General features: G+C 62.7%; 19 protein-coding genes, 4 tRNA genes and 1 pseudogene. 5 read left to right on the plus strand and 19 right to left on the minus strand.

Annotated features, from left to right (window positions below):
• Nucleotides 1–1,369 (minus strand): heavy metal translocating P-type ATPase (locus MnOB_RS25760; protein ID WP_234358338.1); only part of this gene is annotated, 1,369 nt, incomplete at its 3' end.
• Between the two features lie 208 nt (nt 1,370–1,577).
• Here MnOB_RS25760 and cadR point away from each other — a divergent pair.
• Entirely contained in the window at nt 1,578–2,024 is a 447-nt protein-coding gene (gene cadR, locus MnOB_RS25765; protein WP_077527384.1) for a Cd(II)/Pb(II)-responsive transcriptional regulator, read from the plus strand.
• A gap of 399 nt (nt 2,025–2,423) precedes the next feature.
• Nucleotides 2,424–2,737 (plus strand): annotated as a pseudogene (locus MnOB_RS25770) (recombinase family protein); the annotation flags it as partial.
• Between the two features lie 85 nt (nt 2,738–2,822).
• Here the strand turns inward: MnOB_RS25770 and MnOB_RS25775 are convergent.
• The 3 genes from MnOB_RS25775 to MnOB_RS25785 form a co-directional block, all read right to left on the minus strand.
• Nucleotides 2,823–2,899: transfer RNA gene (locus MnOB_RS25775), tRNA-Arg, on the minus strand.
• A 107-nt stretch (nt 2,900–3,006) separates the two neighbouring features.
• Nucleotides 3,007–4,059: a Glu/Leu/Phe/Val dehydrogenase dimerization domain-containing protein gene (locus MnOB_RS25780; protein WP_107504134.1), complete on the minus strand. Its 1,053-nt coding sequence runs from the start codon at nt 4,057–4,059 to the stop codon at nt 3,007–3,009.
• A gap of 108 nt (nt 4,060–4,167) precedes the next feature.
• Nucleotides 4,168–7,635, minus strand: coding sequence for an indolepyruvate ferredoxin oxidoreductase family protein (locus MnOB_RS25785; protein WP_077527385.1), 3,468 nt, complete (start codon nt 7,633–7,635; stop codon nt 4,168–4,170).
• Between the two features lie 200 nt (nt 7,636–7,835).
• On the opposite strand from MnOB_RS25785, the gene MnOB_RS25790 reads away from it, so the two are divergent.
• Entirely contained in the window at nt 7,836–8,303 is a 468-nt protein-coding gene (locus tag MnOB_RS25790; protein ID WP_077527386.1) for an Lrp/AsnC family transcriptional regulator, read from the plus strand.
• 164 nt (nt 8,304–8,467) lie between these two features.
• Here the strand turns inward: MnOB_RS25790 and phnN are convergent, their stop codons facing one another.
• Nucleotides 8,468–9,052 carry a phosphonate metabolism protein/1,5-bisphosphokinase (PRPP-forming) PhnN gene (phnN, locus tag MnOB_RS25795; protein ID WP_077527387.1) on the minus strand — a complete coding sequence of 195 codons (585 nt, stop codon included), beginning with the start codon at nt 9,050–9,052 and terminating at the stop codon, nt 8,468–8,470.
• Nucleotides 9,053–9,552: 500 nt separating this feature from the next.
• Between phnN and MnOB_RS25800 the strand changes: the two genes are divergently transcribed.
• Complete coding sequence (locus MnOB_RS25800; RefSeq protein ID WP_041770386.1) at nt 9,553–9,879, plus strand: Arc family DNA-binding protein; 327 nt, start codon at nt 9,553–9,555, stop codon at nt 9,877–9,879.
• A 131-nt stretch (nt 9,880–10,010) separates the two neighbouring features.
• Here MnOB_RS25800 and mgtE read toward each other — a convergent pair whose 3' ends face one another.
• Nucleotides 10,011–11,453 carry a magnesium transporter gene (mgtE, locus tag MnOB_RS25805; RefSeq protein WP_077527388.1) on the minus strand — a complete coding sequence of 481 codons (1,443 nt, stop codon included), beginning with the start codon at nt 11,451–11,453 and terminating at the stop codon, nt 10,011–10,013.
• A gap of 315 nt (nt 11,454–11,768) precedes the next feature.
• Here mgtE and MnOB_RS25810 point away from each other — a divergent pair, with 315 nt between their 5' ends.
• Nucleotides 11,769–12,272, plus strand: a complete 504-nt coding sequence (locus MnOB_RS25810) for a DUF4124 domain-containing protein (RefSeq protein ID WP_077527389.1) — start codon at nt 11,769–11,771, stop codon at nt 12,270–12,272.
• A 45-nt stretch (nt 12,273–12,317) separates the two neighbouring features.
• Here MnOB_RS25810 and MnOB_RS25815 read toward each other — a convergent pair.
• From MnOB_RS25815 to aruF, 13 genes are all read right to left on the minus strand, one after another.
• A tRNA-Arg gene (locus MnOB_RS25815) sits at nt 12,318–12,394 on the minus strand.
• 72 nt (nt 12,395–12,466) lie between these two features.
• A tRNA-Arg gene (locus MnOB_RS25820) sits at nt 12,467–12,543 on the minus strand.
• A gap of 108 nt (nt 12,544–12,651) precedes the next feature.
• Nucleotides 12,652–12,742 (minus strand) — tRNA-Ser (locus MnOB_RS25825).
• Nucleotides 12,743–12,804: 62 nt separating this feature from the next.
• On the minus strand, nt 12,805–12,990 hold the full coding sequence (gene csrA, locus MnOB_RS25830) for a carbon storage regulator CsrA (RefSeq protein ID WP_003283978.1): 186 nt from the start codon (nt 12,988–12,990) through the stop codon (nt 12,805–12,807).
• Between the two features lie 185 nt (nt 12,991–13,175).
• Nucleotides 13,176–14,411, minus strand: coding sequence for an aspartate kinase (locus tag MnOB_RS25835; RefSeq protein ID WP_077527390.1), 1,236 nt, complete (start codon nt 14,409–14,411; stop codon nt 13,176–13,178).
• A gap of 100 nt (nt 14,412–14,511) precedes the next feature.
• Nucleotides 14,512–17,136, minus strand: coding sequence for an alanine--tRNA ligase (gene alaS / locus MnOB_RS25840; RefSeq protein ID WP_077527391.1), 2,625 nt, complete (start codon nt 17,134–17,136; stop codon nt 14,512–14,514).
• A 264-nt stretch (nt 17,137–17,400) separates the two neighbouring features.
• A complete protein-coding gene (gene ltaE / locus MnOB_RS25845) occupies nt 17,401–18,405 on the minus strand; it encodes a low-specificity L-threonine aldolase (protein ID WP_077527392.1) in 1,005 nt (334 codons plus the stop codon).
• Nucleotides 18,406–18,529: 124 nt separating this feature from the next.
• Complete coding sequence (gene astE, locus MnOB_RS25850) at nt 18,530–19,528, minus strand: succinylglutamate desuccinylase (protein ID WP_077527393.1); 999 nt, start codon at nt 19,526–19,528, stop codon at nt 18,530–18,532.
• Between the two features lie 9 nt (nt 19,529–19,537).
• Nucleotides 19,538–19,828, minus strand: a complete 291-nt coding sequence (locus tag MnOB_RS25855) for a topoisomerase II (protein WP_077527394.1) — start codon at nt 19,826–19,828, stop codon at nt 19,538–19,540.
• 10 nt (nt 19,829–19,838) lie between these two features.
• Nucleotides 19,839–21,185 carry an N-succinylarginine dihydrolase gene (astB, locus tag MnOB_RS25860; RefSeq protein WP_077527395.1) on the minus strand — a complete coding sequence of 449 codons (1,347 nt, stop codon included), beginning with the start codon at nt 21,183–21,185 and terminating at the stop codon, nt 19,839–19,841.
• Complete coding sequence (gene astD, locus MnOB_RS25865) at nt 21,182–22,645, minus strand: succinylglutamate-semialdehyde dehydrogenase (protein ID WP_077527396.1); 1,464 nt, start codon at nt 22,643–22,645, stop codon at nt 21,182–21,184. Before astD ends, astB begins: the two co-directional genes overlap by 4 nt.
• Complete coding sequence (gene astA / locus MnOB_RS25870; protein WP_077527397.1) at nt 22,646–23,668, minus strand: arginine N-succinyltransferase; 1,023 nt, start codon at nt 23,666–23,668, stop codon at nt 22,646–22,648.
• Nucleotides 23,669–23,782: 114 nt separating this feature from the next.
• Nucleotides 23,783–24,799: an arginine/ornithine succinyltransferase subunit alpha gene (gene aruF, locus MnOB_RS25875; protein ID WP_077527398.1), complete on the minus strand. Its 1,017-nt coding sequence runs from the start codon at nt 24,797–24,799 to the stop codon at nt 23,783–23,785.
• Nucleotides 24,800–24,949 lie beyond the last annotated feature (150 nt).

Here is a 24,949-nt window from a genome sequence, read left to right on the forward strand (position 1 = left end):
TGTCCAAGGCCAAGTGGGTGAGCTTGCGACCGCTTTCCAGGTACACACCGCCCTTGATCAGAATGCCTTTGCGGGCAGCTGCCGCCAGGCCGCTGACGATGGTGACTGGGGTCGAGATCACCAGCGCGCAAGGGCAGGCCACCACCAGGAGTACCAGTGCCCGATAGATCCACTCGAACCACTCGCCGCCCATCAGCAAGGGCGGCAGGATTGCTACGGCCAGCGAGAAAACGAACACGGCTGGCGTGTAGATGCGGGAGAACTGATCAACGAATCGCTGGGTCGGGGCACGAGCCCCTTGGGCCTCTTCAACCGCATGAATGATGCGCGCCAGGGTGGAATGGCTGGCTTCTGCGGTGACCCGATACTCCAGTTCCCCGGCCTGGTTGATGGTGCCGGCAAACACCGGATCGCCCACGGTCTTCTCCACGGGCAGGCTCTCGCCGGTGATAGGAGCCTGGTTGATCGTCGAGTTCCCCCTGACCACCTCGCCGTCGAGGCTGATGCGTTCGCCGGGGCGCGCCCGGACCCGACTGCCGATCGCGACGCTGGCCACGTCCGTTTCTACCCAACTTCCATCGACTTGCTGGACGGTCGCTTTCTCGGGCGCGAGGTCCATCAGGCCACGAATGGCATTGCGCGCGCGATCCAGGGATTTGGCTTCGATTAGCTCGGCGACCGCAAAAAGGAACATGACCATGGCCGCTTCGGGCCACTGTCCAATCAGAATTGCGCCCGTAACGGCAATGCTCATCAGGGCGTTGATGTTGAGATTGCGATTCTTGAGGGCGATCCAGCCTTTCTTATAGATGGCCAGTCCGCAAAGCAGCACAGCGGCAACGGAGATGACCGCCACCACCCATTCGGGCACCAACTGGGTGAAATGGAGAATCTCTGCCGAGGCTGCCGCCACCCCCGACAGCCCCAGCCTCCACCAGTGGCCTTTTACAGGCGAGTATGCTTCGGTCGACGCTTTTGCCTCTGCTTCCAGTTGGGGAGTGAAGCCGAGCTCTCGAATAGCACTCAACGCCGGCGCAAGCGCGTCCGGCTCATGGCTGATCGTGAGGGTGCGTTGCAGCAGGTTGAACTGCAGGGCTGCGATGCCCGGTATCCCCGACAGCTTGTCGGTGATCAGCCGTTCCTCGGTAGGGCAGTCCATCTGCGCGATCGCCACCCGCGTAGTTGCGGTGGCCGCCAGGGGTTCCGCCCGCATGCCTACGGACGCGATGGCCTCGACAAGGGTTTGAGGCGACAGCGATGCGTGCTGGACAGCAAGAGTGCGGTTCAGCAGATTGAACTGCAGCTCCTGCACTTCCGGGATTTTCTCCAACTTGCTCCGAATGAGCGCTTCTTCCGTGGGGCAGTCCATCTGCTCGATGCGGAATGTGCTCAACTGACCGGTTCGTTCCGAAGGCGCTGAGCAAACCGCGTCGCAGCAACTCGGTGTCGGCGCGCTGCCACAGGAACCAGCCTTGGGGGTGTCGTCGCAACAATTAGCCATTGGGGCATCTCCTCTGCTATTGCGCAGTGAACACCCTATAGCCACTATAGGGTCAAGCCTTTGTTTGGGGACGGCGATGAAAATTGGCGAGTTGGCAAAAATGGCGAACTGCCAGGTCGTGACGGTCCGGTATTACGAGCGCGAAGGCCTGCTCCCCGCGCCAGATCGAAGTGACGGGAACTACCGGCTCTACACCCAGGCGCATGTCGAGAGGCTGGCGTTCATTCGCAACTGCAGAACGCTCGACATGACGCTGGAAGAAATTCGCCAGTTGCTGGGTTTTCGGGACCATCCGACCAGCAATTGCGCCGGTGTCAATGAACTGGTCGATGAGCATATCGAACACGTGAGGGCGCGCATTGCCAGCCTGCAGGCGCTGCAGACGCAACTGATCGAACTGAGACAAAGCTGCTCTGAAGGCCGAGAGGCCGCCGCTTGCCAAATCCTTCACCAGCTCACCATTAGCGAGAGTCATCAGGCTGAAGAGCATTCTTCGCATGTGGGGCGAGGCCACAAGCAGTAGGGGATGCATCAGGTCGGGCTGCCCTCGCGCAGAGTGCGCCCCAGGCATTCTGGTGGACTCCCCTATGGCAGGTTCGAGGTTTCGCTGACTCGCGGCGGCTGTTCTCGTCTTTTTGATCAGCCCTCAAACCTATTCTGCGACCAACAACCCGCCCAAGCTGTTTGGTTGGGTCGAGGAAGGTTCGCTGTTAGCCGAACCTGACGCGTCTACCGATCCAGCCAGGCCCCTAGCCGAGTTGCTGACTGAATCGCCAAGCACGGCGCGAGCAGGCAGTTGTATGGGTGGGAGGAGAGCATCACGCGGGGAACAAATGGGGGAACAAAGAGCGCCAAGCAGCCAACACCCTCATTCTGCGCGACCCGCATCGAAAACAAGGCAGGCCACAAGCCAGCCGCGCAGTTCCTCACCAGCCACCAGGGTATGGCGCACACCAAGGCTGACGAGTTCGCCAGTCGTGTCATGGCGCCATCAGCTCGATGCTGGTGGAGATGATGGCGGTCATCGCGACCAAGAACTATGAACAGCGCCGCGAGCGTCAGGCTCCGGGCATTGACAAGGCGAAGGCTGAAGGGAAGTACAAAGGGCGTCCGTGGGGGGCCGATCTACTCAAGCGCGTCGCTGAGTTACTGAAGGCTGGTCTGGGTATCCGAGCAACGGCCCATCACGCCGAATGCAGCACCACCGTTCTGCGCATCGGCGACTCAGATGCGTGACGGGTGCCGATACTTCGCGCTGTCACCCTGCTGTCACGAGCTCAGCTGATAGATACCGCGAACGAGCTGTAACCCTTGATTTTATTGGCGTCCCAGAGTGGGTTCGAACCACCAACCTTCCCCTTAGGAGGGGGATGCTCTATCCAATTGAGCTACTGGGACGCGGGGCTTGCCAGTTGCTGGCAAGGTCCGGAGGACGGCCGGCATGTTAGCGACGTCCGCGCGTTTTGTCATGCCTCGCGGGATCAGTGTCCCGCGAGGCATTCACCTCAGCGGCCGAAGCGCTCCTCGGCTAGGCGATCAGCCACGGCGGTGGTGGCGCGGCCTTCGCTGTCGGCGCGAACGAAGATTTCCCGCAGGGTCTCGCCGATGCCTTCGACATGCTGGCGCAGCGCCGTTTCGCTGCCGTTGCTGCGCTCGTACCAGACGTCGATGATGCCGCCAGCATTGATGGCGTAGTCCGGGGCATAGAGGGTGCCGCGACGGCGCAGTTCCTCGGCTAGGCCCGCATCGGCCAGTTGGTTGTTGGCGGCGCCGGCAATGATGGGTGCGCGCAGCGCTTCGAGGGTCTGCGGGTTGATGATGCCGCCCATGGCGCACGGCGCGAAGACGTCCACATCGAGGCCGTAGATTTCGTTCTGCCCCACCACTTGGGCGCCCAGTTGCTCGGCGGCTTTGCGGGCGTTGGCTTCGTGGATATCGCAGACCCAGAGCTGGGCACCCGCCTCCTTGAGGTACTGCGCCAGGCTGAAGCCCACCTGGCCGACGCCCTGGATGGCCACGCGCAGGCCGGTCAGGTCGTCACGGCCAAGGCGATGCTTTGCCGCCACGCGGATGCCGACGAAGGTGCCGTAAGCGGTAGACGGCGAGGGGTTGCCGTCACGCACGCCGCCACCCAAGGCTTCGCGGGTGCCGGCGCCGGCCACGTGGCGGCTGCGTTCGGCCATGATGCGCATCTCGGTGACGCCGGTGCCGGAGTCGGCGGCGGTGATGTAGCGGCCACCCAGGCTGTCGACGAAATCGCCCATGGCCTGGAACAGCGCCTCGCTCTTGTCGCGGTGCGGGTCGCCGATGATCACGGCCTTGCCGCCGCCCAGCGGCAGGTTGGCCAGGGCGGACTTGTAGGTCATGCCACGGGACAGGCGCAGCACGTCGCGCAGGGCCTGTTCGTCGTTCAGGTAAGGCCACATGCGGCAGCCGCCCAGGGCCGGGCCGAGGTTGCTGTTGTGGACGGCGATGATGGCTTTGAGGCCGCTGGCCTTGTCGTGGCCGAAGACCACCTGCTCGTGATGATCGAACTCGACGTGGGTGAAGACGGACATGGATGTACCTCGAATCGGTGTTGGCGTGTTTCAAGTCGAAGAGCACCCTCTCCCCCGGCCCCTCTCCCGCAAGCGGGAGAGGGGGGAGGTCGGGGGGCGTAATTGAGTTCAGGCAGCCGGGTCGAACAGGTGCAGCACCTGGATTTCGCTGGCGGTGAGGCGGGTGCGGAGCTGCTTCTCCTGCTCGCGGACCTTGGCCAGGGCACGTTCCTTCACCGGGCCGTAGCCACGGATCTGCTCCGGCAGTTCGGCGAGGGCGACAGCGGCGGCGTAGTTGCTCGGCTTCAATTCCTTGATGAGCAGATCAACGGTGGCTTCGTACTCGGCGATCAGCTTGCGTTCGAGCTTGCGTTCTTCGCTGTAACCAAAGAGGTCGAACGCGCTGCCGCGCAGGAATTTGAAGCCGGCGAGCACGCCGAAGGCCTTGAGCATCCACGGGCCGAAGCGACGCTTGCGCGGTTCGCCGGTGAGCGGATCGGCTTTGGCCAGCCAGGACGGGGCCAGGTGGAACTCCAGGTGGTAGTCGCCCTGGAATTGGGCCTCGAGTTGCTTGCGGAAGGCGTCGTCGCTGTAGAGGCGCGCCACTTCGTACTCGTCCTTGTAGGCCAGCAACTTCGCGTAGTAGCGAGCAACGGCGCGGCTCAGGGCCTTGTCTTCACCGCTGTCGGCCTGACGCACGCGTTCCACCAGTGCGCGGTAACGCTCGGCGTAGTCGGCGTTCTGGTAGGCACGCAGGTGATCGGCGCGGTGCTGGATGATTTCTTCCAGGGTTTCGCAGCGCGGTGCTTCCACTTCAGCCGGTTTGGCCAGCTTTTCCACCGCCACGAGGTCGTGGGCGGCACGGCGGCCCCAGAGGAACGCCTGCTGATTGAGGGTGACAGACACGCCGTTGAGATCAATGGCCTTGTCGATGGCTTCGGCGGAGATCGGCACCAGGCCGCGCTGGTAGGCGTAGCCGAGCATGAACAGGTTGGTGGCGATGCTGTCGCCGAGCAGGCGGGTGGCCAGGCGGGTGGCGTCGACGAAGTGGGTCTTGGCACTGCCGACCGCTTCTGCCAGCGCGTCGCGCATGGCCTGGCCGGGCACCTGGGCATCGGGATTGCGGGTGAACTCGGCGGTTGCGGCCTCATGGCTGTTGACCACCGCGTGGGCGATGCGGTCGTTGAGCTTGGCCAAGGCCTCTTCGCTGGCGGCCACCACCAGATCGCAACCCAGCAGCAGGTCGGTCTCGCCGGCAGCGATGCGCACGGCGTAGATGTCGTCCTGCTTGGCGGCGATGCGGATGTGGGTGATCACCGGGCCGAACTTCTGCGCCAGGCCGGCCTGGTCGAGTACGGTGCAGCCCTTGCCTTCGATGTGGGCGGCCATGCCCAGTAGCGCGCCGACGGTGGTCACGCCACTGCCGCCAACGCCCGGCAGGAGGATGTTCCAGGGACGCTCCAGGCTCGGCTGGCGCGGTTCTGGCAGCGCCACGAACAGCGCCTTGGCACCGGCGGCCTCGGGCTTGCGCAGGCTGCCACCATGCACGGTGACGAAGCTTGGGCAGAAGCCTTCGACGCAGGAGAAGTCCTTGTTGCAGGCGTTCTGATCGATCTGGCGCTTGCGGCCCAGTTCGGTTTCCAGCGGCAGCACGGACAGGCAGTTGGATTTGACGCTGCAGTCGCCGCAGCCTTCACACACGGCCGGGTTGATGAACGCGCGCTTGGCCGGGTCCACCAGCTTGCCGCGCTTGCGACGGCGACGCTTTTCGGTGGCGCAGGTCTGGTCGTAGATCAGCACCGACACGCCCTGGAACTCGCGCAGCTCGCGCTGCACGGCATCCAGTTCGCGGCGATGGTGGAAGGTGACGATGGGCGCGAAGGTATCGCGGGTCGGGTACTTCTCCGGCTCGTCGGTGACCAGGGCGATACGCTTCACGCCTTCGGCGAAGACCTGATGGCTGAGCTGGTCGACACGCAGCTCGCCGTCGATGGGCTGGCCGCCGGTCATCGCCACGGCGTCGTTGTAGAGGATCTTGTAGGTGATGTTGACCCCGGCGGCCACGGCCGCGCGCAGGGCCAACTGGCCGGAGTGGAAGTAAGTGCCGTCACCCAGGTTCTGGAAGATGTGCGGGGTATCGGTGAAAGGTGCCTGGCCGATCCAGGTGGCGCCCTCCCCGCCCATCTGGGTGTAGGTGTCGGTGTTGCGGTCCATCCATTGGGTCATGTAGTGGCAGCCGATACCGCCCTGGGCGCGGCTTCCCTCGGGCAGTTTGGTGGAGCTGTTGTGCGGGCAGCCGGAGCAGAAGTGCGGCGTGCGGGTGGTCGTGTGCTTGGGCGCGGCCAGGGCCTTTTCCTTGGCTGCGAGGAAGGCCAGGCGGGATTCAATCTGCTCGCTGGAGTAGATCGGGGCCAGGCGCTTGGCGATGACACGGGCGATCATTGCCGGGGTCAGTTCGCTGAGGTTGGGCAGCAGCGATACGCCGTCTTCGTCGAACTCGCCCACGACGCGCGGGCGCTTGTCGACGGGCCAGTTGTAGAGTTGGCCGGTGACCTGATCCTCGATGACGCTGCGCTTCTCTTCCACCACCAGGATTTCATCCAGGCCTTGGGCGAATTCGTGGACGGAAACGGGTTCCAGCGGCCAGCTCATGCCGACCTTGAGCACCCGCAGACCGACCTTGGCGCACAGTTCTTCGTCCAGCCCCAGGTCATTCAGGGCCTGGCGCACGTCGAGGTAGGACTTGCCGGTGGTGATGATGCCGAGGCGCGGGCTGGGCGAATCCAGCATCACTTGGTTGAGGTTGTTGGCGCGGGCGAAGGCGCGGGCGGCGTAGATCTTGTACATGTTCAGGCGCTTTTCCTGCGCCAGGGGCGGGTCCGGCCAGCGGATGTGCACGCCGTCTTCCGGCAGGACGAAGTCTTGCGGAATCTTCACCTCGACCCGCAGCGGGTCCACTTCCACCACCGCGGAGGAATCGACGTTCTCGGCGATGGTCTTGAGCGCCACCCAGCAGCCGCTGTAACGCGACAGCTCCCAGCCGATGATTCCGTAGTCGAGGATTTCCTGGACGTTGGACGGATTCAGTACGGGAATGGAGGCGCCGATGAAGGCGTGCTCGCTCTGGTTGGCGATGCTGGAGGATTTGCAGCCGTGGTCGTCGCCGGCCAGCAGCAGCACGCCGCCGTGGGGCGAAACGCCCGCGGAGTTACCGTGCTTGAAGACATCGCCGCAGCGATCCACACCTGGGCCCTTGCCGTACCACATGGAGAACACGCCGTCGTAGCGGGCACCCGGGAACAGGCTTGTCTGCTGGCTGCCCCAGCAAGCGGTGGCGGCCAGTTCTTCGTTGACGCCTGGCTGGAAGTGGACGTGGTTTTCCTTGAGGAAGGACTTGGCTTCCCAGAGGCTCTTGTCGAGGTTGCCGAGGGGCGAACCGCGATAGCCGGAGATGAAGCAGGCGGTGTTCAGGCCGTGGGCCTTGTCGCGTTGCTTCTGCAGCATCGGCAAGCGGGTAAGCGCTTGGGTGCCGGTGAGGTAGAGGTGACCGGTTTCGAGGCGGTATTTGTCATCCAGGCGGATCTCGGCCAGAGACATGCAGGCGCTCCTTTTATTTTTATGGCGACCTTGATGGCAACGGTGGGTGCCATCTTGTGTTCAGCCCGAAGCAGGATCGCTGCGTCGGACGCGTGCCAAGACTATGACCGGACAGTGCTGATTTTTTCTTTCTATTTTCGGGCTCCAACGCCAGACTTGCGCATGATCCTTCCAACAAAAACAAAACTTCGGACTGATTCATGCAGAACACTCTGAGCCCCATCGACCGCAAGATATTGCGCCTGCTGCAACACGATGCCGACCTCTCCGCCGCCGAAGTGGCCGAGCGGGTGGAGCTGTCACAGTCACCGTGTTGGCGGCGGATTCATCGTATGCAGGAAGAAGGACTGATCGAGCGCAAGGTGGCCCTGCTCAATCCGAAGCTGCTGGGCTTCTCGATCACGGTGTTCGTCAACATCAAGCTATCCGCCCACGGCCGCAACAACCTCACCGAGTTCGAGGAGGCCATCGTCGGCTATCCGGAAGTGCTGGAGTGCTACACCATGGCCGGCGGCTCGGACTACCTGTTGAAGGTGGTGGCCAAGGACATCGCCAGCTATGAACGCTTCCTGCGGGACCAACTGCTGCAACGGCCTCATGTGCTGGAGGCGCACTCGAACATCGCCATGAGCGAGGTCAAACGCACCACGGAGCTGCCGCTGGATTAAGAACCTGTTTACGATTTCGCGAGCTAGAGCCATGCAAGGCAAAAACAGGCGAGGAAGCGGAGTTTACGAGCTGTAAATGAGCATTCCGACCGGGCTGGCGCCCCAGCCTGTTTTTAACGCCGTAGGGCCGACGCGCAGCAGATCGTAAATAGGTTCTGAGGGGCTCAGGCCGAGTCTGGCCAGGCAATGGGGCGGTGGTCTTCGATGAGCTGCAGCAGGCGCTGGCAGGTCTCGGTGAGGGAGCTGGAATTGTCCAGCAGGCAGAGGTCGGCGTTCTCGCCGGCCAGCAGGGTGTCGGCGAATCCGGTGTTACGGGCCAGGCGGGCTTCGATCTCCTCCGCCGATTCACGACCGCGAGCGTGCAGGCGCTGACGCAGTACCTCGTCTTCAACCGTCAGCAGCACGGCCAGCAAGTGCGGGTAACGCCGACGGGCTTCAGGCAGGTAGCCACGGGAGCCGTTCACCAGCACGTCGTCGCCTCCTTCCAGCCAGTCGTCGATCAGGCGCGGAATCCCGTAGGACAGTCCATTGGCGTACCAGCTCATGGCGAAGTCGCCACGCTCCTCGCGCTCGGCGAAAGCTTCGGGACTGACCGCCTCGGCAAGCTCCCCCTTGGCTTCGGCAGAACGGGTGATGACCCGGCGCGCTACGCGGCAGCCGTGCGCGCCCGCGTGCTCTCGCACGGCATCGAGCAGGCTGTCCTTGCCGGAACCGGAAGGGCCTATCAGGTAGATGAGCCTGCCTTTCATGGGTGCACCTGGAGGAAGGGGAGATGGCCCTGGATCACGGCCGGATTTTGAAGAAATTCACAGATGAAAATTTTGAACCGCTTTCATGACGGCGCAAAGGATTCTTTTGCTCAGGGCATGGTCTGACAACTGCAGCTACCCTTTAGCATGATGGCCAGACAGCATCATCCTGCCTTCATGGACCGTGAATGGGGCTTCGAGGGGCAATGCGGCTGTCGGACCGTGGTCAATGAAGGTTCTAGAGCGGCGGAAGCAGCTTTGGGAATTGTCTGGAAAGTGTTTAGGCACTCGCAATTCGGACAATTGGTGCTGGCCAAAAGCCGCTATAATGATCACAATCTGACGCCAATTTGACGTCAAGGAAACGTTCTGCCGACCTTAGGGTCATACCGATTCGAATCGCGAAACTGGTTGAACAATTGCTGCTAAGAACAGTCAAACCGGTGACAATCTTGCAGCTCATTGCCAGCATCGCTTTCCTGAACTAACCGGTTGAATGTATGCGCCCTATGAAACAGGCTATCTATTCCAGTCGCACGGCTGACAAATTCGTCGTTCGCCTCCCCGAGGGTATGCGAGAGCGCATTGCTGTCGTGGCCCGCAATCACCATCGCAGCATGAACTCCGAAATAATCGCCCGCCTCGAGCAGAGCATGCTCCAGGAAGGCGCACTGGACGAAGGCGTTTCCATGCGCCTGGACAGCCCGGAGCTGACCCTCCACGAGCGCGAGCTGCTGCAGCGCTTCCGTCAGCTCTCCCGGCGCCAGCAGAATGCCCTGGTTGCCCTGATCGCCCACGATGCGGAACTGGCGGCCGAGGAATCCTGAGGCCACCCGCATCGAATGAAAGACCGGCGACTGCCGGTTTTTTCATGCCCGCGATTCCGGAACTGCGTCTGGGATGATCGCAAAAACGAAGAAGCCGCCCTGTTAAGGCGGCTTCTTCATTTGTTCGATTGTCAGAGCAGGAAGAGCGTGGCCAGCCCCAGGAAGATGAAGAAGCCACCGCTGTCGGTCATGGCTGTGATCATCACGCTCGACCCCATCGCCGGGTCGCGCCCCATACGCGTCAACGTCATTGGGATCAGTACGCCCATCAGCGCCGCCAACAGCAAGTTCAGGGTCATCGCCCCGGTCATCACCACGCCCAGCGACCAGTTGCCATAGAGGTAATAGGCGACGGCACCAATCACCCCACCCCAGATCAGGCCATTGATCAGCGCAACGCCCAATTCCTTGCGCAGCAGGCGCGACGTGTTGCCGGGGCCCATCTGGTCCAGGGCCATGGCGCGGACGATCATGGTGATGGTCTGGTTTCCCGAGTTGCCGCCGATACCGGCAACGATGGGCATGAGCGCCGCGAGCGCTACCAGCTTCTCGATGGAGCCTTCGAACAACCCGATCACGCGGGACGCGATGAAGGCGGTGACCAGATTGACCGCCAGCCAGGCCCAGCGGTTGCCGACCGACTTCCACACCGAGGCGAAGATGTCTTCTTCTTCACGCAGACCGGCCATGTTGAGCACTTCGGTCTCGCTTTCCTCACGGATCAGGTCGACCATTTCGTCGATGGTCAGACGGCCGATCAGCTTGCCGTTCTTGTCCACCACCGGCGCCGATACCAGGTCATAACGCTCGAACGCCTGCGCGGCATCATAGGCATCCTCATCCGGATGGAAGCTCACCGGGTCGGTGGCCATCACTTCGGCCACTTCCTTGTCCGGGTCATTCACCAGCAGACGCTTGATGGGCAGCACGCCCTGGAGGACGCCGTCGTAATCCACCACGAAGAGCTTGTCGGTGTGACCGGGCAGTTCCTTGAGACGGCGCAGGTAGCGCAACACCACTTCGAGAGCCACATCATCGCGGATGGTGACCATCTCGAAGTCCATCAGCGCGCCGACCTGGTCTTCCTCGTAGGACAGCACGGAGCGAACACGCTCACGCTGCTGCGCATCGAGGGACTCCATCAACTCGTGGATCACATCCCGCGGCAGTTCGGGCGCGAGGTCGGCCAGCTCGTCGGCGTCCATCTCCTTGGCGGCCGCGAGCAGCTCGTGATTGTCCATGTCCGCGATCAGCGTTTCGCGGACCGCATCGGACACTTCAAGGAGGATGTCGCCGTCGCGCTCGGCCTTGACCAGCTGCCAGACAGTCAGACGGTCCTGGAGTGGCAGGGCTTCGAGGATGTGGGCGATGTCGGCAGGGTGCAGCTCGTCCAGCTTGCGCTGCAGTTCCGCGAGGTTCTGGCGGTGGACGAGATTTTCAACGAGGTCGCGATGCTGGCCTTCCTGACGATGCGTCAGGTCTTCCACCAGCTTGTGGCGATGCAGCAGTTCGATTACCTGGGCCAGGCGGTCCTGCAGGCTCTCTTGCGGCTTTTTGGCTTCTACTTCAGTCATATAGCGCGCTCCACCCCCAGTGGCAGAGCACGCCAGAAGGGGTCAGACAGTCATTTCGCGATTGTGCAATCGGGATTCTGAGTAACTACTGGGTAAGTCCATGATGGTTGTCCGAATGCCCCGGCGGGGCTGACCGCGCAATGATAACACCGCCTTTAGACTCTCGCGTTACAAATCATGGAAAGAACAATCGGTTGCATCGCAAAGCTGGGATTGCCTTCACCCTCCTGCGACGACGGCACTCATCTGTAGGACACGCCCGCGCGCGGAGATTCAGCGGATACCCTCGAGCGTCCATGCCAAGGAGACGGCACCATGAATCGACTCTCGATACTCATCCTCATCGCCCTGCCCTGCTGGCCGCAGCCCCCGTTGAACGCGGCATCGGTCTTCCGCTGTAGCGACGCCGAGGGCAACGTAAGCTTCAACCAGCATGGCTGCCCACCGGACAGCCAGGTCGAACAGCATCGCACGCGAACGCCAAATCTCTTGAGCAGCGAGCCGATACAGAACGAATGGAGCGACTCGCATTTTCCGATTCAGAAATGGGAAAGCCCTGAACGTCTTCAGGAAATAGTAGTGGTCGGTGAACGAGAGGAGGTGTGCGGCAACATGATTTCAGCGCAGGACAGGCGCAAGGCGATCATCCGCAAACAGATTCGCAGCGGCATGACCCGCGCGGATGTCGAGAGTGCTCTGGGAAAGCCGGACCGTATCAGCAGAAGCAATGGCAATTTGCGCTATCACTACAAGCCGAAGAAGGGCGTCAGCTACCAGGTGGCATTCGACACGAACGGCTGCGTGAAAGAGGGAAAATAAAGGCGCAAAAGAAAAGGGCCTGCATTTCTGCAGGCCCTTTCGGTATGGCGCACTCAGGAGGATTCGAACCTCCGACCGCCCGGTTCGTAGCCGGGTACTCTATCCAGCTGAGCTATGAGTGCGCAGTTGGTGTTTTTAGACCAGATCACCGCTGGTTTCTTCATGACCCTGGCTATGCCGCGGATCTTTGAAGATGGCGCACTCAGGAGGATTCGAACCTCCGACCGCCCGGTTCGTAGCCGGGTACTCTATCCAGCTGAGCTATGAGTGCGTTGTGGGCGCGCATTATAGGGATTTTCTTGCTTCGGTCAACTGCTTTTTTGATAAGTTTCAATAACTTATCGATCTAGCGCTTAACCATCCCTACAACACTGAATAATGGCGGAGAAGGGGGGATTCGAACCCCCGACACCCTTTTGAGGTGTACTCCCTTAGCAGGGGAGCGCCTTCGGCCACTCGGCCACCTCTCCGCAACACGGGGCGCATGATAACCATGTTTTCCCCGTTTGCAAAGCCAAAAATTGCAGAAAAATTAGTGGCTTGGTTCTTGGTCTTTCTCTTTCTGTATGCGCTGGTAAATTTCCTCACGGTGCACGGCAACCTCTTTGGGAGCATTGACACCAATGCGCACCTGGTTACCTTTCACCCCAAGCACGGTCACAGTGACATCGTCACCCACCATCAGGGTCTCTCCGACCCGGCGAGTCAGAATCAGCATTCCTTTCTCCTTACGGATTCGTTTCGGGACAACAGTCTGCAAAAAAGAAATGGTTACGGCCCCAGCACGAACTGCCGCTGGAACTTACACCCAAGTATTGACCAGCCCCGGCAAAAGGAAAGTTCCACCGTAGCAGCCAAAAACGACAAAAGGCGCGGGGTGAGCCGCGCCTTTTGAAAATTGCCTTACTCGCCCTGTCGGGTCGGGGCGTCCAGCTCGAACGCAGTGTGCAAAGCACGCACCGCCAGTTCGAGGTATTTCTCTTCGATGACCACGGACACCTTGATTTCCGACGTGGAGATCATCTGGATGTTGATGGTCTCCTTGGCCAGGGCTTCGAACATGCGGCTGGCTACACCGGCATGGGAGCGCATGCCTACACCCACGATGGAGACCTTGGCGATCTTGGTGTCGCCGATCACTTCACGGGCGCCGAGCTCGCTAGCGGTCTGCTCCAGCACGCGCTGGGCATTCTGGTAGTCGTTGCGGTGCACGGTGAAGGTGAAATCGGTGGTGTTATCGTGCGCCACGTTCTGCACGATCATGTCGACTTCGATATTCGCGGCGCTGATCGGGCCCAGGATCTTGAAGGCCACGCCGGGGATGTCCGGCACGCCACGGATGGTCAGCTTGGCTTCGTCGCGATTGAAGGCGATGCCGGAGATGATCGGCTGTTCCATGGATTCCTCTTCATCAAGGGTAATGAGGGTGCCCGGACCCTCCTGGAAGCTGTGCAGCACGCGCAGCGGGACGTTGTATTTGCCGGCGAACTCCACCGAGCGGATCTGCAGCACCTTGGAGCCGAGGCTGGCCATTTCCAGCATCTCTTCGAAGGTAATCTTGTCCAGGCGCTGGGCCTGGGGCACCACGCGCGGATCGGTGGTATAGACGCCATCTACATCGGTGTAGATCTGGCACTCTTCGGCCTTCAGGGCCGCTGCCAGGGCTACGCCGGTGGTGTCGGAACCGCCACGACCGAGGGTGGTGATGTTGCCGTGCTCATCCACACCCTGGAAGCCGGCGACCACGACAACGCGGCCAGCCTTGAGGTCGGCACGGATCTTCTGGTCGTCGATCTGCAGGATGCGCGCCTTGTTGTGGGCGCTGTCGGTGAGGATGCGCACCTGGTTGCCGGTGTAGGAAACCGCCGGCACACCGCGCTTGATCAGCGCCATGGCCAGCAGGGCGATGGTCACCTGCTCACCGGTGGAGACCATTACGTCCAATTCGCGCGGTACCGGCTGCTCGCTGATCTGTTTGGCCAGATCGATCAGGCGGTTGGTTTCGCCGCTCATGGCGGAAACCACGACCACGATGTCATCGCCGCCTTCGCGGAACTTCTTCACCTTCTCGGCCACCTGTTCGATGCGCTCGACAGTGCCGACCGAGGTCCCCCCAAACTTCTGTACGATCAAAGCCATTTCAAAAGCCGCCTAATCCCGTGAAGGGCGCCCATTAAACAATCAACGCAGAACACTGCCAAGGCCCGCCGGGCGTGGGGCGGACCGTTGGTGGCGGGCCTTAGAGGCCCTGTTCGACGAACGGTGCAGCCAGGGCCAGAGCCTGTTCCAGGGCCGCAGCGTCGGTACCGCCGCCACGCGCCATGTCAGGGCGGCCACCGCCCTTGCCGCCAACCGCCGCCGCGGCCTGCTTCATCAGATCGCCGGCTTTGAGTTGGCCGGTCAGGTCCTGGGTGACACCGGCGACCAGTGTCACCTTGCCCTCCAGCGCACCGCCGAGCAGGATCACCGCGCGGCCGAGCTTGTTCTTGAGTTGGTCGACCAGCGCCAGCAGCGCGTCGCCGTCCAGTCCATCCAGTCGCGCAGCCAGCACCTTCACGCCTTTGATATCGACGGCGGAAGAAGCCAGGTCGTCGCCGGCAGCACTGGCCGCCTTGGCCTTGAGCTGCTCCAGCTCTTTCTCGAGCTGGCGGTTGCGCTCCAGGAGCGCAGACAGTTTATCCAGCAGGTTGTCGCGGCTGCCTTTGACCAGGCCCGCGGCTTCCTTGAGTTGTTCTTCTGCACCGTTCAGGTAGGCCAGGGCAGCAGCGCCACTCACGGCTTCGATACGACGCACGCCGGCCGCGACACCGCCTTCGCTGGTGATCTTGAACAGGCCGATGTCGCCGGTACGGGATACGTGGGTACCCCCGCAGAGCTCGACGGAGAAATCGCCGCCCATGGTCAGAACACGCACCTGGTCGCCGTACTTCTCACCGAACAGGGCCATGGCGCCTTTGGCCTTGGCGGTGTCGATGTCAGTCTCTTCGGTCTCGACTTCGCTGTTCTTGCGGATTTCGGCGTTGACGATGTCTTCCAGGGCTTTCAGCTGCTCGGGCTTGATGGCCTCGAAATGGCTGAAGTCGAAGCGCAGGCGCTGACTGTCGACCAGGGAGCCTTTCTGCTGGACATGGTCACCCAGCACCTGGCGCAACGCAGCGTGCAGCAGGTGGGTGGCGGAGTGGTTGAGGGCGGTTGCCTGACGAACGGTGGCATCCACCTGAGCAGTGACAGCGGCGCCAACGCGCAGGGTGCCGTGATCGACCACGCCGTGGTGCAGGAAGGCGCCACCGGCCTTGGTGGTGTCGCGTACGTCGAAGCGCAAGCCGGTTGCGGCGATGAAGCCGCAATCGCCCACCTGGCCGCCGGACTCGGCATAGAACGGCGTGCGATCCAGGACCAGCACGCCCTCCTCGCCTTCTGCCAGCTGCTCGACGGCCTGGCCGTCCTTGAACAGGGCGACGACATTGGCGTCGCCGTGGGTGCAGACGTAACCGGTGAAATCGGTGTCTGCGTCGACCTTGACCAGGGCGTTGTAATCCATGCCGAAGGCGCTGGAGGCACGGGACATTTCGCGCTGTTTGTCCATCTCGCGCTCGAAGCCTTCCTCGTCGAGGGTCAGGCCGCGCTCACGAGCGATGTCGCCAGTCAGGTCCATCGGGAAGCCATAGGTGTCGTACAGCTTGAACACCACATCGCCCGAGATAACGGTGCCGGAAAGGCCGGACAGGTCCTGCTCAAGGATGCGCAGACCCTGTTCCAGGGTCTTGGCGAACTGTTCTTCTTCGGTCTTCAACACGCGCTCGATGTGCGCTTGCTGCTGCTTGAGCTCGGGGAAGGCTTCCCCCATTTCGCCGACGAGGGCAGCGACGATCTTGTGGAAGAAGGCGCCCTTGGCACCCAGCTTGTTCCCGTGACGGCAGGCGCGACGGATGATACGGCGCAGCACGTAGCCACGGCCTTCGTTGGAAGGCAGCACGCCGTCGGCGATGAGGAAGGAGCAGGAACGAATGTGGTCGGCCACGACTTTCAGCGACGGCGCGTCGTCATTGGCGCAACCGATGGCGTCAGCGGAAGCCTTCAGCAGGCTCTGGAACAGGTCGATCTCGTAGTTCGAGTGGACATGCTGCAGCACGGCGCTGATGCGCTCCAGGCCCATGCCGGTGTCCACGCTCGGCGCCGGCAGCGCGTGCATTACGCCATCCGCGGTGCGGTTGAACTGCATGAACACGTTGTTCCAGATCTCGATGTAGCGGTCGCCGTCTTCTTCCGGAGAGCCGGGCGGGCCGCCCCAGATTTCCGGGCCGTGGTCGAAGAAGATCTCGGTGCACGGGCCGCAAGGACCGGTGTCGCCCATCGCCCAGAAGTTGTCGGAGGCGTACGGGGCACCCTTGTTGTCGCCGATGCGCACCATGCGCTCTTCCGGCACGCCGACTTCCTTGGTCCAGATTTCGTAGGCCTCGTCGTCAGTGGCGTAGACGGTGACCCAGAGTTTGTCCTTCGGCAGCTTCAGCCAGTTGTCGCCAGTGAGGAATTCCCAGGCGTAGTGAATGGCATCACGCTTGAAATAGTCACCGAAGCTGAAGTTGCCCAGCATTTCGAAGAAAGTGTGGTGGCGCGCGGTGTAGCCGACGTTTTCCAGGTCGTTGTGCTTGCCGCCGGCACGGACGCATTTCTGGCTGGTGGTGGCACGGGTGTAGGCGCGCTTTTCCAGACCAAGGAAGCAGTCCTTGAACTGGTTCATCCCCGCGTTGGTGAACAGCAGGGTCGGGTCGTTGCCCGGAATCAGGGAGCTGGAAGCGACACGGGTGTGCCCCTTCTCTTCGAAGAAGCTCAGGAAGGCTTCACGGATTTCTGCGCTTTTCATAGGTTCTTCCACGGAAACTGCGGCCACGACGGCGGGTGCTAATCGTTATCGGCGAAGGGCGGCAAGCGGAAATCGGCGAAAAAGCAGCAGGTTCTCAAGAATATCCCGGCATTTAACGCCTGTTTCCCACGTTGCGCGCGAAACTCGAAGCCGTCTGGCGACGGGCATACGAATCACCGGCAAAGGGCCGCATTATATCGGCCCTGCGCCAGCGGGATAGTCTCTTTGTGCGATAGATGGCGGCTATTTATGCGCGCCATCCGATCAGGCTTGCCGGAAGGCGGCAAAAGCCTCGATCACAGAGGGAATATCGGCGGCTTGCACGTCCAGGTGGGTCACCAGTCGCAAGCGCGCGGCAGGACTGACGCGAATGCCGCGACCCGCCAGGAAGTCGCCCAGCGCGCGAGCCTGGTCGCCGATCTGCACGTAAACCATGTTCGTCTGTACCGGCTCGATGCTGTAGCCCAGTTCACGCAGGCCCGTCCCCAGACGCTCGGCGTTGGCATGGTCTTCCGCCAGGCGTTCCACCTGGTGATCCAGTGCATAAAGCCCCGCCGCCGCCAACAGGCCGGCCTGGCGCATGCCGCCACCGACCATCTTGCGCAGGCGCCGAGCCTTGGCGATCAGTCCCGCACTGCCACAGAGCACCGAACCCACCGGCGCCCCGAGGCCCTTGGACAGGCAGACGGAAACCGAGTCGAAATGCCGGGTGATCTCGTGGGCATCCACACCCAGCTTCACCGCCGCGTTGTACAAGCGGGCGCCATCCAGGTGCAGGCCCAGGCCGCGACGACGGGTCAGTTCCCGGGCAGCAGCCAGGTAGTCCAGAGGCAGGACCTTGCCTTGCATGGTGTTTTCAAGCGCCAGCAGACGAGTGCGGGCGAAATGGAAATCGTCCTGCTTGATGGCAGCCTCGACCCTGGAAAGATCCAGGCTACCGTCCGCTTCGCCTTCGATGGGCTGGGGCTGGATGGAGCCCAGCACGGCGGCGCCGCCACCTTCGTACTTATAGGTATGCGCCTGCTGGCCGACGATGTACTCGTCGCCGCGCTCGCAATGGGCCATCAGGCCCAGCAGGTTGCTCATGGTGCCGGTCGGTACGAAAAGCGCGGCCTCGAAGCCCAGGCGCTCGGCCAGGCTGGCTTCCAGGCGGTTGACGGTAGGGTCTTCGCCATAGACATCGTCGCCCAGTTCGGCGCGCTGCATGGCCTCGCGCATACCAGCTGTGGGTTGGGTGACGGTGTCGCTACGCAGGTCGATCAGGCTCATGCCGGGCTCCTTGGATGGGCGAAGGGCGCGATCCTAAATCCCGGCCCCGTGCGGGTACAGGTACAGATGGAAAGAAAGGCGTAGAACCTGTTCACGGTCTCGCGAGCAGATCGTGGTCAGGTTCTCAGACGTCGGCAGGCACTATGAGGATCCCGGCCCGCAGGCCGTTCTTCACCTTGGGATTGGGGAAGATGATCCGTGCGCCCTGCTCTTCCACCACCCAACGCGTACCGGCGATGTCCTCGGCCAGCAGGTAGCCTACGGGCAGCTCGCTGAAGTTCTCGATATCCGGCGCCAGGTGCAGTTGGAAGGACTCGCTGTGTTTGATGATCTCGCGCGATACCGAGAACAGTTGCAGGCCATCCAGGCTTTCGCCGTCGGCCTTCGGCTCGCGGCCTTCGATCAGCGCATGCAGGCGCGCCTCGAGTCGGTCGAGGTTGACCTCCGCATTGCTGCCGAACGGACGCGCCTTGCCCAGTTCCAGGGTAAAGGCCTCGGCATCCAGTCGCGCGTAGGTATAGGAGCTGAAGGTGATGCCGGTCTTGTTCTGCAGCAGCACGGCATCGATACCGGCGTCGCGCAGGCGGGCCAGTTCCCTGCGCGAATGCTCGCGGCCTTCGACATAGGGATAGAGGGCGAACTGTTCGATCTTCGACCCACGGATGGCGGTATGCAGGTCGTAGTGCAGGCGCGAGCGGTCAGGCTTGCTGAAGAAGGCAGCGGCGTAGCGCTCCAGCTCACCGGCGCGCATGGCTTCGAAGCCACTGGACTCGGCATGTCGACCATTGAACAGGCGGTTGATGTCCTGCTCGACGAAGCGATCGCCGCGACGAATGGCTTCGGGATTGCCCAGCAGGAACAGAATGCGCGTACGCGGCTTCAACTGGCCGCGCGCGATGGCCTGGACCAGGCGGTCCAGCAGTTCGATCGGGGCGGTCTCGTTACCGTGCACACCGGCTGAAAGGATCAGGTCGAGCCCACTGTCTTCGGCGGCCGGCGGAGTGACGTCCAGCGCCCCCTCCCCCAGCCAGTGCAACCGCACGCCCCCGGATGTCAGCTGGATCTTCTCGGTCGGCTCGCGGCCGGCGAGGGTCAGTTCGAGCAGTTTTCCGAGGGCTAGCATCCTGTTACCTCAATCGTGATCGCAGTCGGGACCATGTACATGGTCATCGTCGTCGCCAGCGGCGTCGGCCGGTTCCATTTCCAGCTGCAGGCTGACCAGGTTAGTGGCCAGCGGGCGCAGCAGCAGGTTGGCGTACTCGGTGTCGCCCTCCTCCACGTCCACGCCGATCAGCAACTGGCCATTGCCGGCCTGCTGGATCCAGACTTCCTTGCCCTGCCAGACGACGGCGAAGCGGGTGCAAGAGGTTTCGAGCTGGGTGCCGTCGGTATCTTCGAGGATGAGCTGCAGGGCGTCGGACATTTCAGGTTTCTCAGTTGAGCTGGAAGGGATAAACAGCGCCCAGTTTAAGGATCTGCGTCAGTTCATCCAATGCCGTCCGGCACTCCACCAGCAATTGCGGATCAGCCAGGTCGGACTCGCTGACGCGGTCGCGATAGTGCTTTTCGACCCAGGTGCTCAGGGTGGCGTGGAGTTCCGGGGTCATGATCACCCCCTGGTTCACCGCCGCCAGTTCGTCTTCCTTGAGTGCCACGCGCAGACGCAGGCAAGCCGGGCCACCGCCGTTCTGCATGCTCTGCTTGAGGTCGAAGACCTTCACTTCGCGGATCGGCCCCTGCGCCGAGGTCAGCTCATTCAGGTAGTTCCAGACGTTGGCATTGCCACGGCATTCTTCCGGAACGATCAGCAGCATGCTTCCATCGGCGCGGGTGAGCAGTTGGCTGTTGAACAGGTAGGAACGCACCGCGTCCTCCACGCCCACCGCGCTGCGCGGCACGCGAACCGCCTGGAAACGACCACCACGCTTGCCCAGCTTGGTATCCAGCTCGGCCAGCACCTTGTCGGTCTCGAGGAAGGCATCCTCGTGGTAGAACAGCACCTCGCCGTTACCCACCGAAATCACGTCGTTATGGAACACGCCCTGGTCGATCACCGCCGGGTTCTGTTGAGCGTAGACCACACCCTCCGCACCCAGCCCATGCAGGCGCGCGACCGCATGGCAGGCTTCCAGGGTCTGTCGCGCCGGGTAACGCTGCGGAGACGGGAAACGGCTGTCAAAGGCGCTACGGCCAAAGACGAAGAATTCGACGCCCGCCTCACCGTAGCCCTTGCAGAACCGGGTGTGGTTGGCCGCGCCTTCGTCGCCGAACTGGCCTACCGCCGGCAGCGCGGCATGGTGGGCGAAGAACTTGTCGTTGGCGAACATCGCGCCGAGCACGCGACTGGTGGTCGGATGCTCGATGGAACGGTGGAACTTGCAGTTCAGGTTGGCGGCGGTGAAGTGTACGCGGCCATCCACTGTGTCGGCGCTGGGGCTGACCGTGCAGGAGTTGGCGGTCCACATGCTGGAGGCGGAACTGCAGGCCGCCAGCAGCGGCATGGCTTCCTTGGCGGCCTTGGCGATGACTTCCGCATCGGTGCCGGCGAAGCCAAGGCTGCGCAGGGCGGCGACGTCCTGGCGCTCCTGCGGCGCGAACACGCCCTGCTTGAAGCCCATCTCCATCAGCGCCTTCATCTTGCCCAGGCCCTGCAGCGCCGCTTCCTTCGGATTGGAAACCGCCTGGCTGTTGCTCTGCGAGGCGACGTTACCGTAGGACAGACCACCGTAGTTGTGGGTCGGGCCGACCAGTCCGTCGAAGTTCACTTCATAGGCGTTCACAGGCTGACTCCTGGAGTAAGGGTTGCAGGCAGGGCAAGGGTTTCGCTTTCCAGCGAGGCCACCGGATAGGCGCAATAGTCAGCGGCGTAATAGGCGCTGGCGCGGTGGTTGCCGGAGGCGCCGACGCCACCGAAGGGCGCACTGCTGGCAGCGCCGGTCAGTTGCTTGTTCCAGTTGACGATGCCGGCACGGCTCTCGATGAGGAACTGCTGGTAGCGCTCGGCGGAATCGGACAGCAGGCCGGCGGCCAGGCCGTACTGGGTGGCATTGGCCTCGGCAATCGCCGCGTCGAAATCGCTGTAGCGGATCACCTGCAGCAGCGGGCCGAAGAACTCTTCATCCGGACGATCCGCCACGGCGGTGACGTCGAGGATTCCCGGAGTCAGCAGTGCCGCGTTCTCCAGCGGCTGGGACATGGCCAGCAGCACCGAAGCACCGCCCGCGATCAGATGGTCCTGGGCCTTGAGCAGGTGGCGCGCCGCATCCAGGGAAACCACCGAACCCATGAAGGGTGCGGGCTGGGCGTCGAAAGCGCCAACCTTGATGGTGCTGGCAACGCTCACCAGGCGCGCCAGCAGGGCATCGCCCCAGGCGCCTTCGGGCACCAGCAGGCGGCGAGCACAGGTGCAGCGCTGACCTGCAGAAATGAAGGCCGACTGGATGATGGTGTAGACGGCAGCGTCCACATCCTGGACCTGATCCACCACCAACGGGTTGTTGCCGCCCATTTCCAGGGCGAGGATCTTGTCCGGGCGGCCGGCGAACTGCTGGTGGAGCAGATTGCCGGTGCGGCTGGAGCCGGTGAAGAACAGACCGTCGATGCCCGTGTTGCCAGCCAGGGCGATGCCGGTTTCACGGGCACCCTGTACCAGGTTGAGCACGCCGGCCGGCAGGCCCGCCTCGACCCAGCATTTCACTGTCAGTTCGGCGACTTTCGGGGTCAGCTCGCTGGGTTTGAAGATCACCGCGTTACCCGCCAGCAGGGCCGGAACGATATGGCCGTTGGGCAGATGACCGGGGAAGTTGTAGGGGCCAAACACCGCCACCACGCCGTGGGGCTTGTGGCGCAGCACCGCAGTGGCGTCAGCCAGCGGGCCGCTTTTCTCGCCGGTGCGCTCACGGTAGCTCTGGATCGAGATCGCGACCTTGTTGACCATGCTGGTCACTTCGGTGGCCGACTCCCACAGCGGCTTGCCGGTTTCTTCGCCGATGCAGCGGGCCAGTTCATCGGCATGGCTGCGCAGCGCCACCGCGAACTGCTCAAGAATGGAAATGCGCTCTTCCAGCGGGCGACGTGCCCAGGCCGGGAACGCTGCACGGGCGGCCTTCACGGCTTCGTCCACCTGGACGGCGCTGGCACCTTGGCCGGACCAAACGACCGACTGAGTCACCGGGTTCAACGAATCGAAGGCTTCGCCCTGCCCTGCCTGCCAATTACCTGCAATGAAATGAGTGCTCATTTATACGGACTCCTTGGCCGACAGCGGAACAGCGCGAACCGAGGCACCGGCAGAGAGCTTCAGGCGCTTGGCCGTCAGTGCGTCCACCACGAGGGTGCCGGAAGCCAGGCGGGCCGGCGCAGCGGTGATGCGGCAGTCTTCGCGCTTGCGGTTATGGATCAGGAAAGGCGTCGCGTCATCGCCCGGCGTACCGACAGCGAGCACCAGGCTCTGGCTGTCGCGCACGGCGCGGATCTTCGACGTTTCGCATTCGATAGCCGGGCCGGCGTCGAAGATGTCGACGTAGCCCTGATAGCTGAAGCCCTCGCCCTTGAGCATGGCCAATGCCGGCTCGGTGTCGGTGTGCACGCGGCCGATGATGTTGCGCGCCGCTTCGGAGAGGAAGCAGGTGTACAGCGGGAACCGGGGCATCAGTTCGGCGATAAAGGCCTTATTGCCGACGCCGGTAAGGTAGTCGGCGCGGGAGAACTCCATCTTGAAGAAGTGCCGCCCCAGACTTTCCCAGAACGGGGAAACGCCATGCTCGTCGGACATGCCGCGCATCTCGGCGATCACCTTGTCACCGAACAGCTCCGGGAACTCGGCGATGAACAGGAATCGCGCCTTGGACAGCAGGCGACCGTTCAGGCCGCTGCGATGACCGGCATGGAGGAAGAGCGAGCAGAGTTCGGAGTTGCCGGTCAGGTCATTGGCCAGGAACAGGGTGGGGATCTGCCGGTGGATATGCAGTTCCTGGGAGGCGCTGACGGTCAGGCCGACCCGGTAGTTGTACCAGGGCTCGCGCAGACCGACGGCGCCTGCCACGGCGGAAATGCCGATGACGGTGCCATCGTCGTCCTCGAGAACGAACAGGTAGTCCGCGTCGGCACGCTCGGCCTCTCCACGGAATGCCTTCTCCGCCCAGCCGACGCGATGCGACAGGCGCTCCTCATTGGCCGGCAGCGTGGTCAGGCCTGCGCCAGTGCTGCGCGCCAGGTCGATCAGGGCCGGTAAGTCGGCGCTGCGTACGGGACGAACGATCATAGTGCCTCCAGAAATTGCGCCCCCTTCCGTCCGGGAAGGAAGCCAGGGAGAGAGCAGTGCCCTCATCCGGCCCACCAGGGCCCACCTCCTCCCGGCGGGAGGAGGATCAAAGACTCAAACCGCGATCAGGCGGACGCTGGCACCTTCGCCAACACCCAGCGCTTCGGCGGCCTCTTCACCCAACACCACCGGCTTGCCCGGAACCCAGTCGAGATCGGCGACGATCGCGCGGAAATCCTGCAACTGGCCGTTGCACACCAGGTACTGCCGTCCGCCCTTGCCCTGCTCACCGAGCTTCACCGGCACCATGCGGCTCTGCGCGATGGAACGGATGCTCGAGGTGCGCGCATGGAGGGTCGGACCGCCATCGAAGATGTCGATGTAGTTGTCGGTCTCGAAGCCTTCGCGCATCAGGATGTCGAAGGTGATCTGCGCGCGCGGATGCACCTGGCCCATGGATTCCTGGGCTTCGTCCGGCAGCAGCGGCACATAGATCGGGTAATGCGGCATCAGCTCGGCGAGGAAAGTGCGGCTCTTCAGGCCGGACAGGCGCTCGGCCTCGGTGTAGTTGAGGTCGAAGAAGTTGCGCCCCACCGCGTCCCAGAACGGCGACTCGCCGTGCTCGTCGCTGTAGCCGACGATTTCCACTACCACGGCATCGGCGAAGCGCTCCGGGTTGCTGGCCATGAACAGCAGGCGGCCGCGGGAGTTGAGTTCGGCAATGGCGGTGTTCACCAGGTCGCGCTCGACGTAGAAGCTGGTCAGCAGGCTGTTGCCAGTGAGGTCATGGCAGAGCGACAGGACGTGGATCTTGTTGTGGATCGAAAGCGAACGAGAGGCATGTACGAACGTCTCGTTGCGGAAACTGTAGAAAGGCTCGGAGAAACCGGCCGAGGCGACGATCGCCGAGCAGCCGGCGAGACGGCCGGTCTTGCTATCTTCAAGGACGAAGAAATAGCTCTCCTCGCCGTTGAAGCTCACCTCGGCGGAGAAGGATGCCTCGGACGCGGCAATCTTCTCGCCCAGGACCTCGGCGTCATCCGGCAACGAAGTGACACCCACGGGGCTGTCCGCGGCCAGGCGCTGGACTTCAGCGAGATCGGCCATTTGCGCGGGGCGCATCACCAACATGGGGGTCACTCCTTTTCTTGTTGAAGACTCCGAACGAACCAGTGGTTCCATCCGGAGAAAAGACGGGCCCCAATGGCCCGCACTCACGCATGAATCTGTTCCATCCCCGGGACCGCAGCGCAGCGCTTCCCTGCACTGCGTCCCGCGGAG

The organism is Metapseudomonas resinovorans, from assembly GCF_002003485.1.
In the GTDB taxonomy this organism is placed as follows: Bacteria; Pseudomonadota; Gammaproteobacteria; order Pseudomonadales; family Pseudomonadaceae; genus Metapseudomonas; species Metapseudomonas resinovorans_D.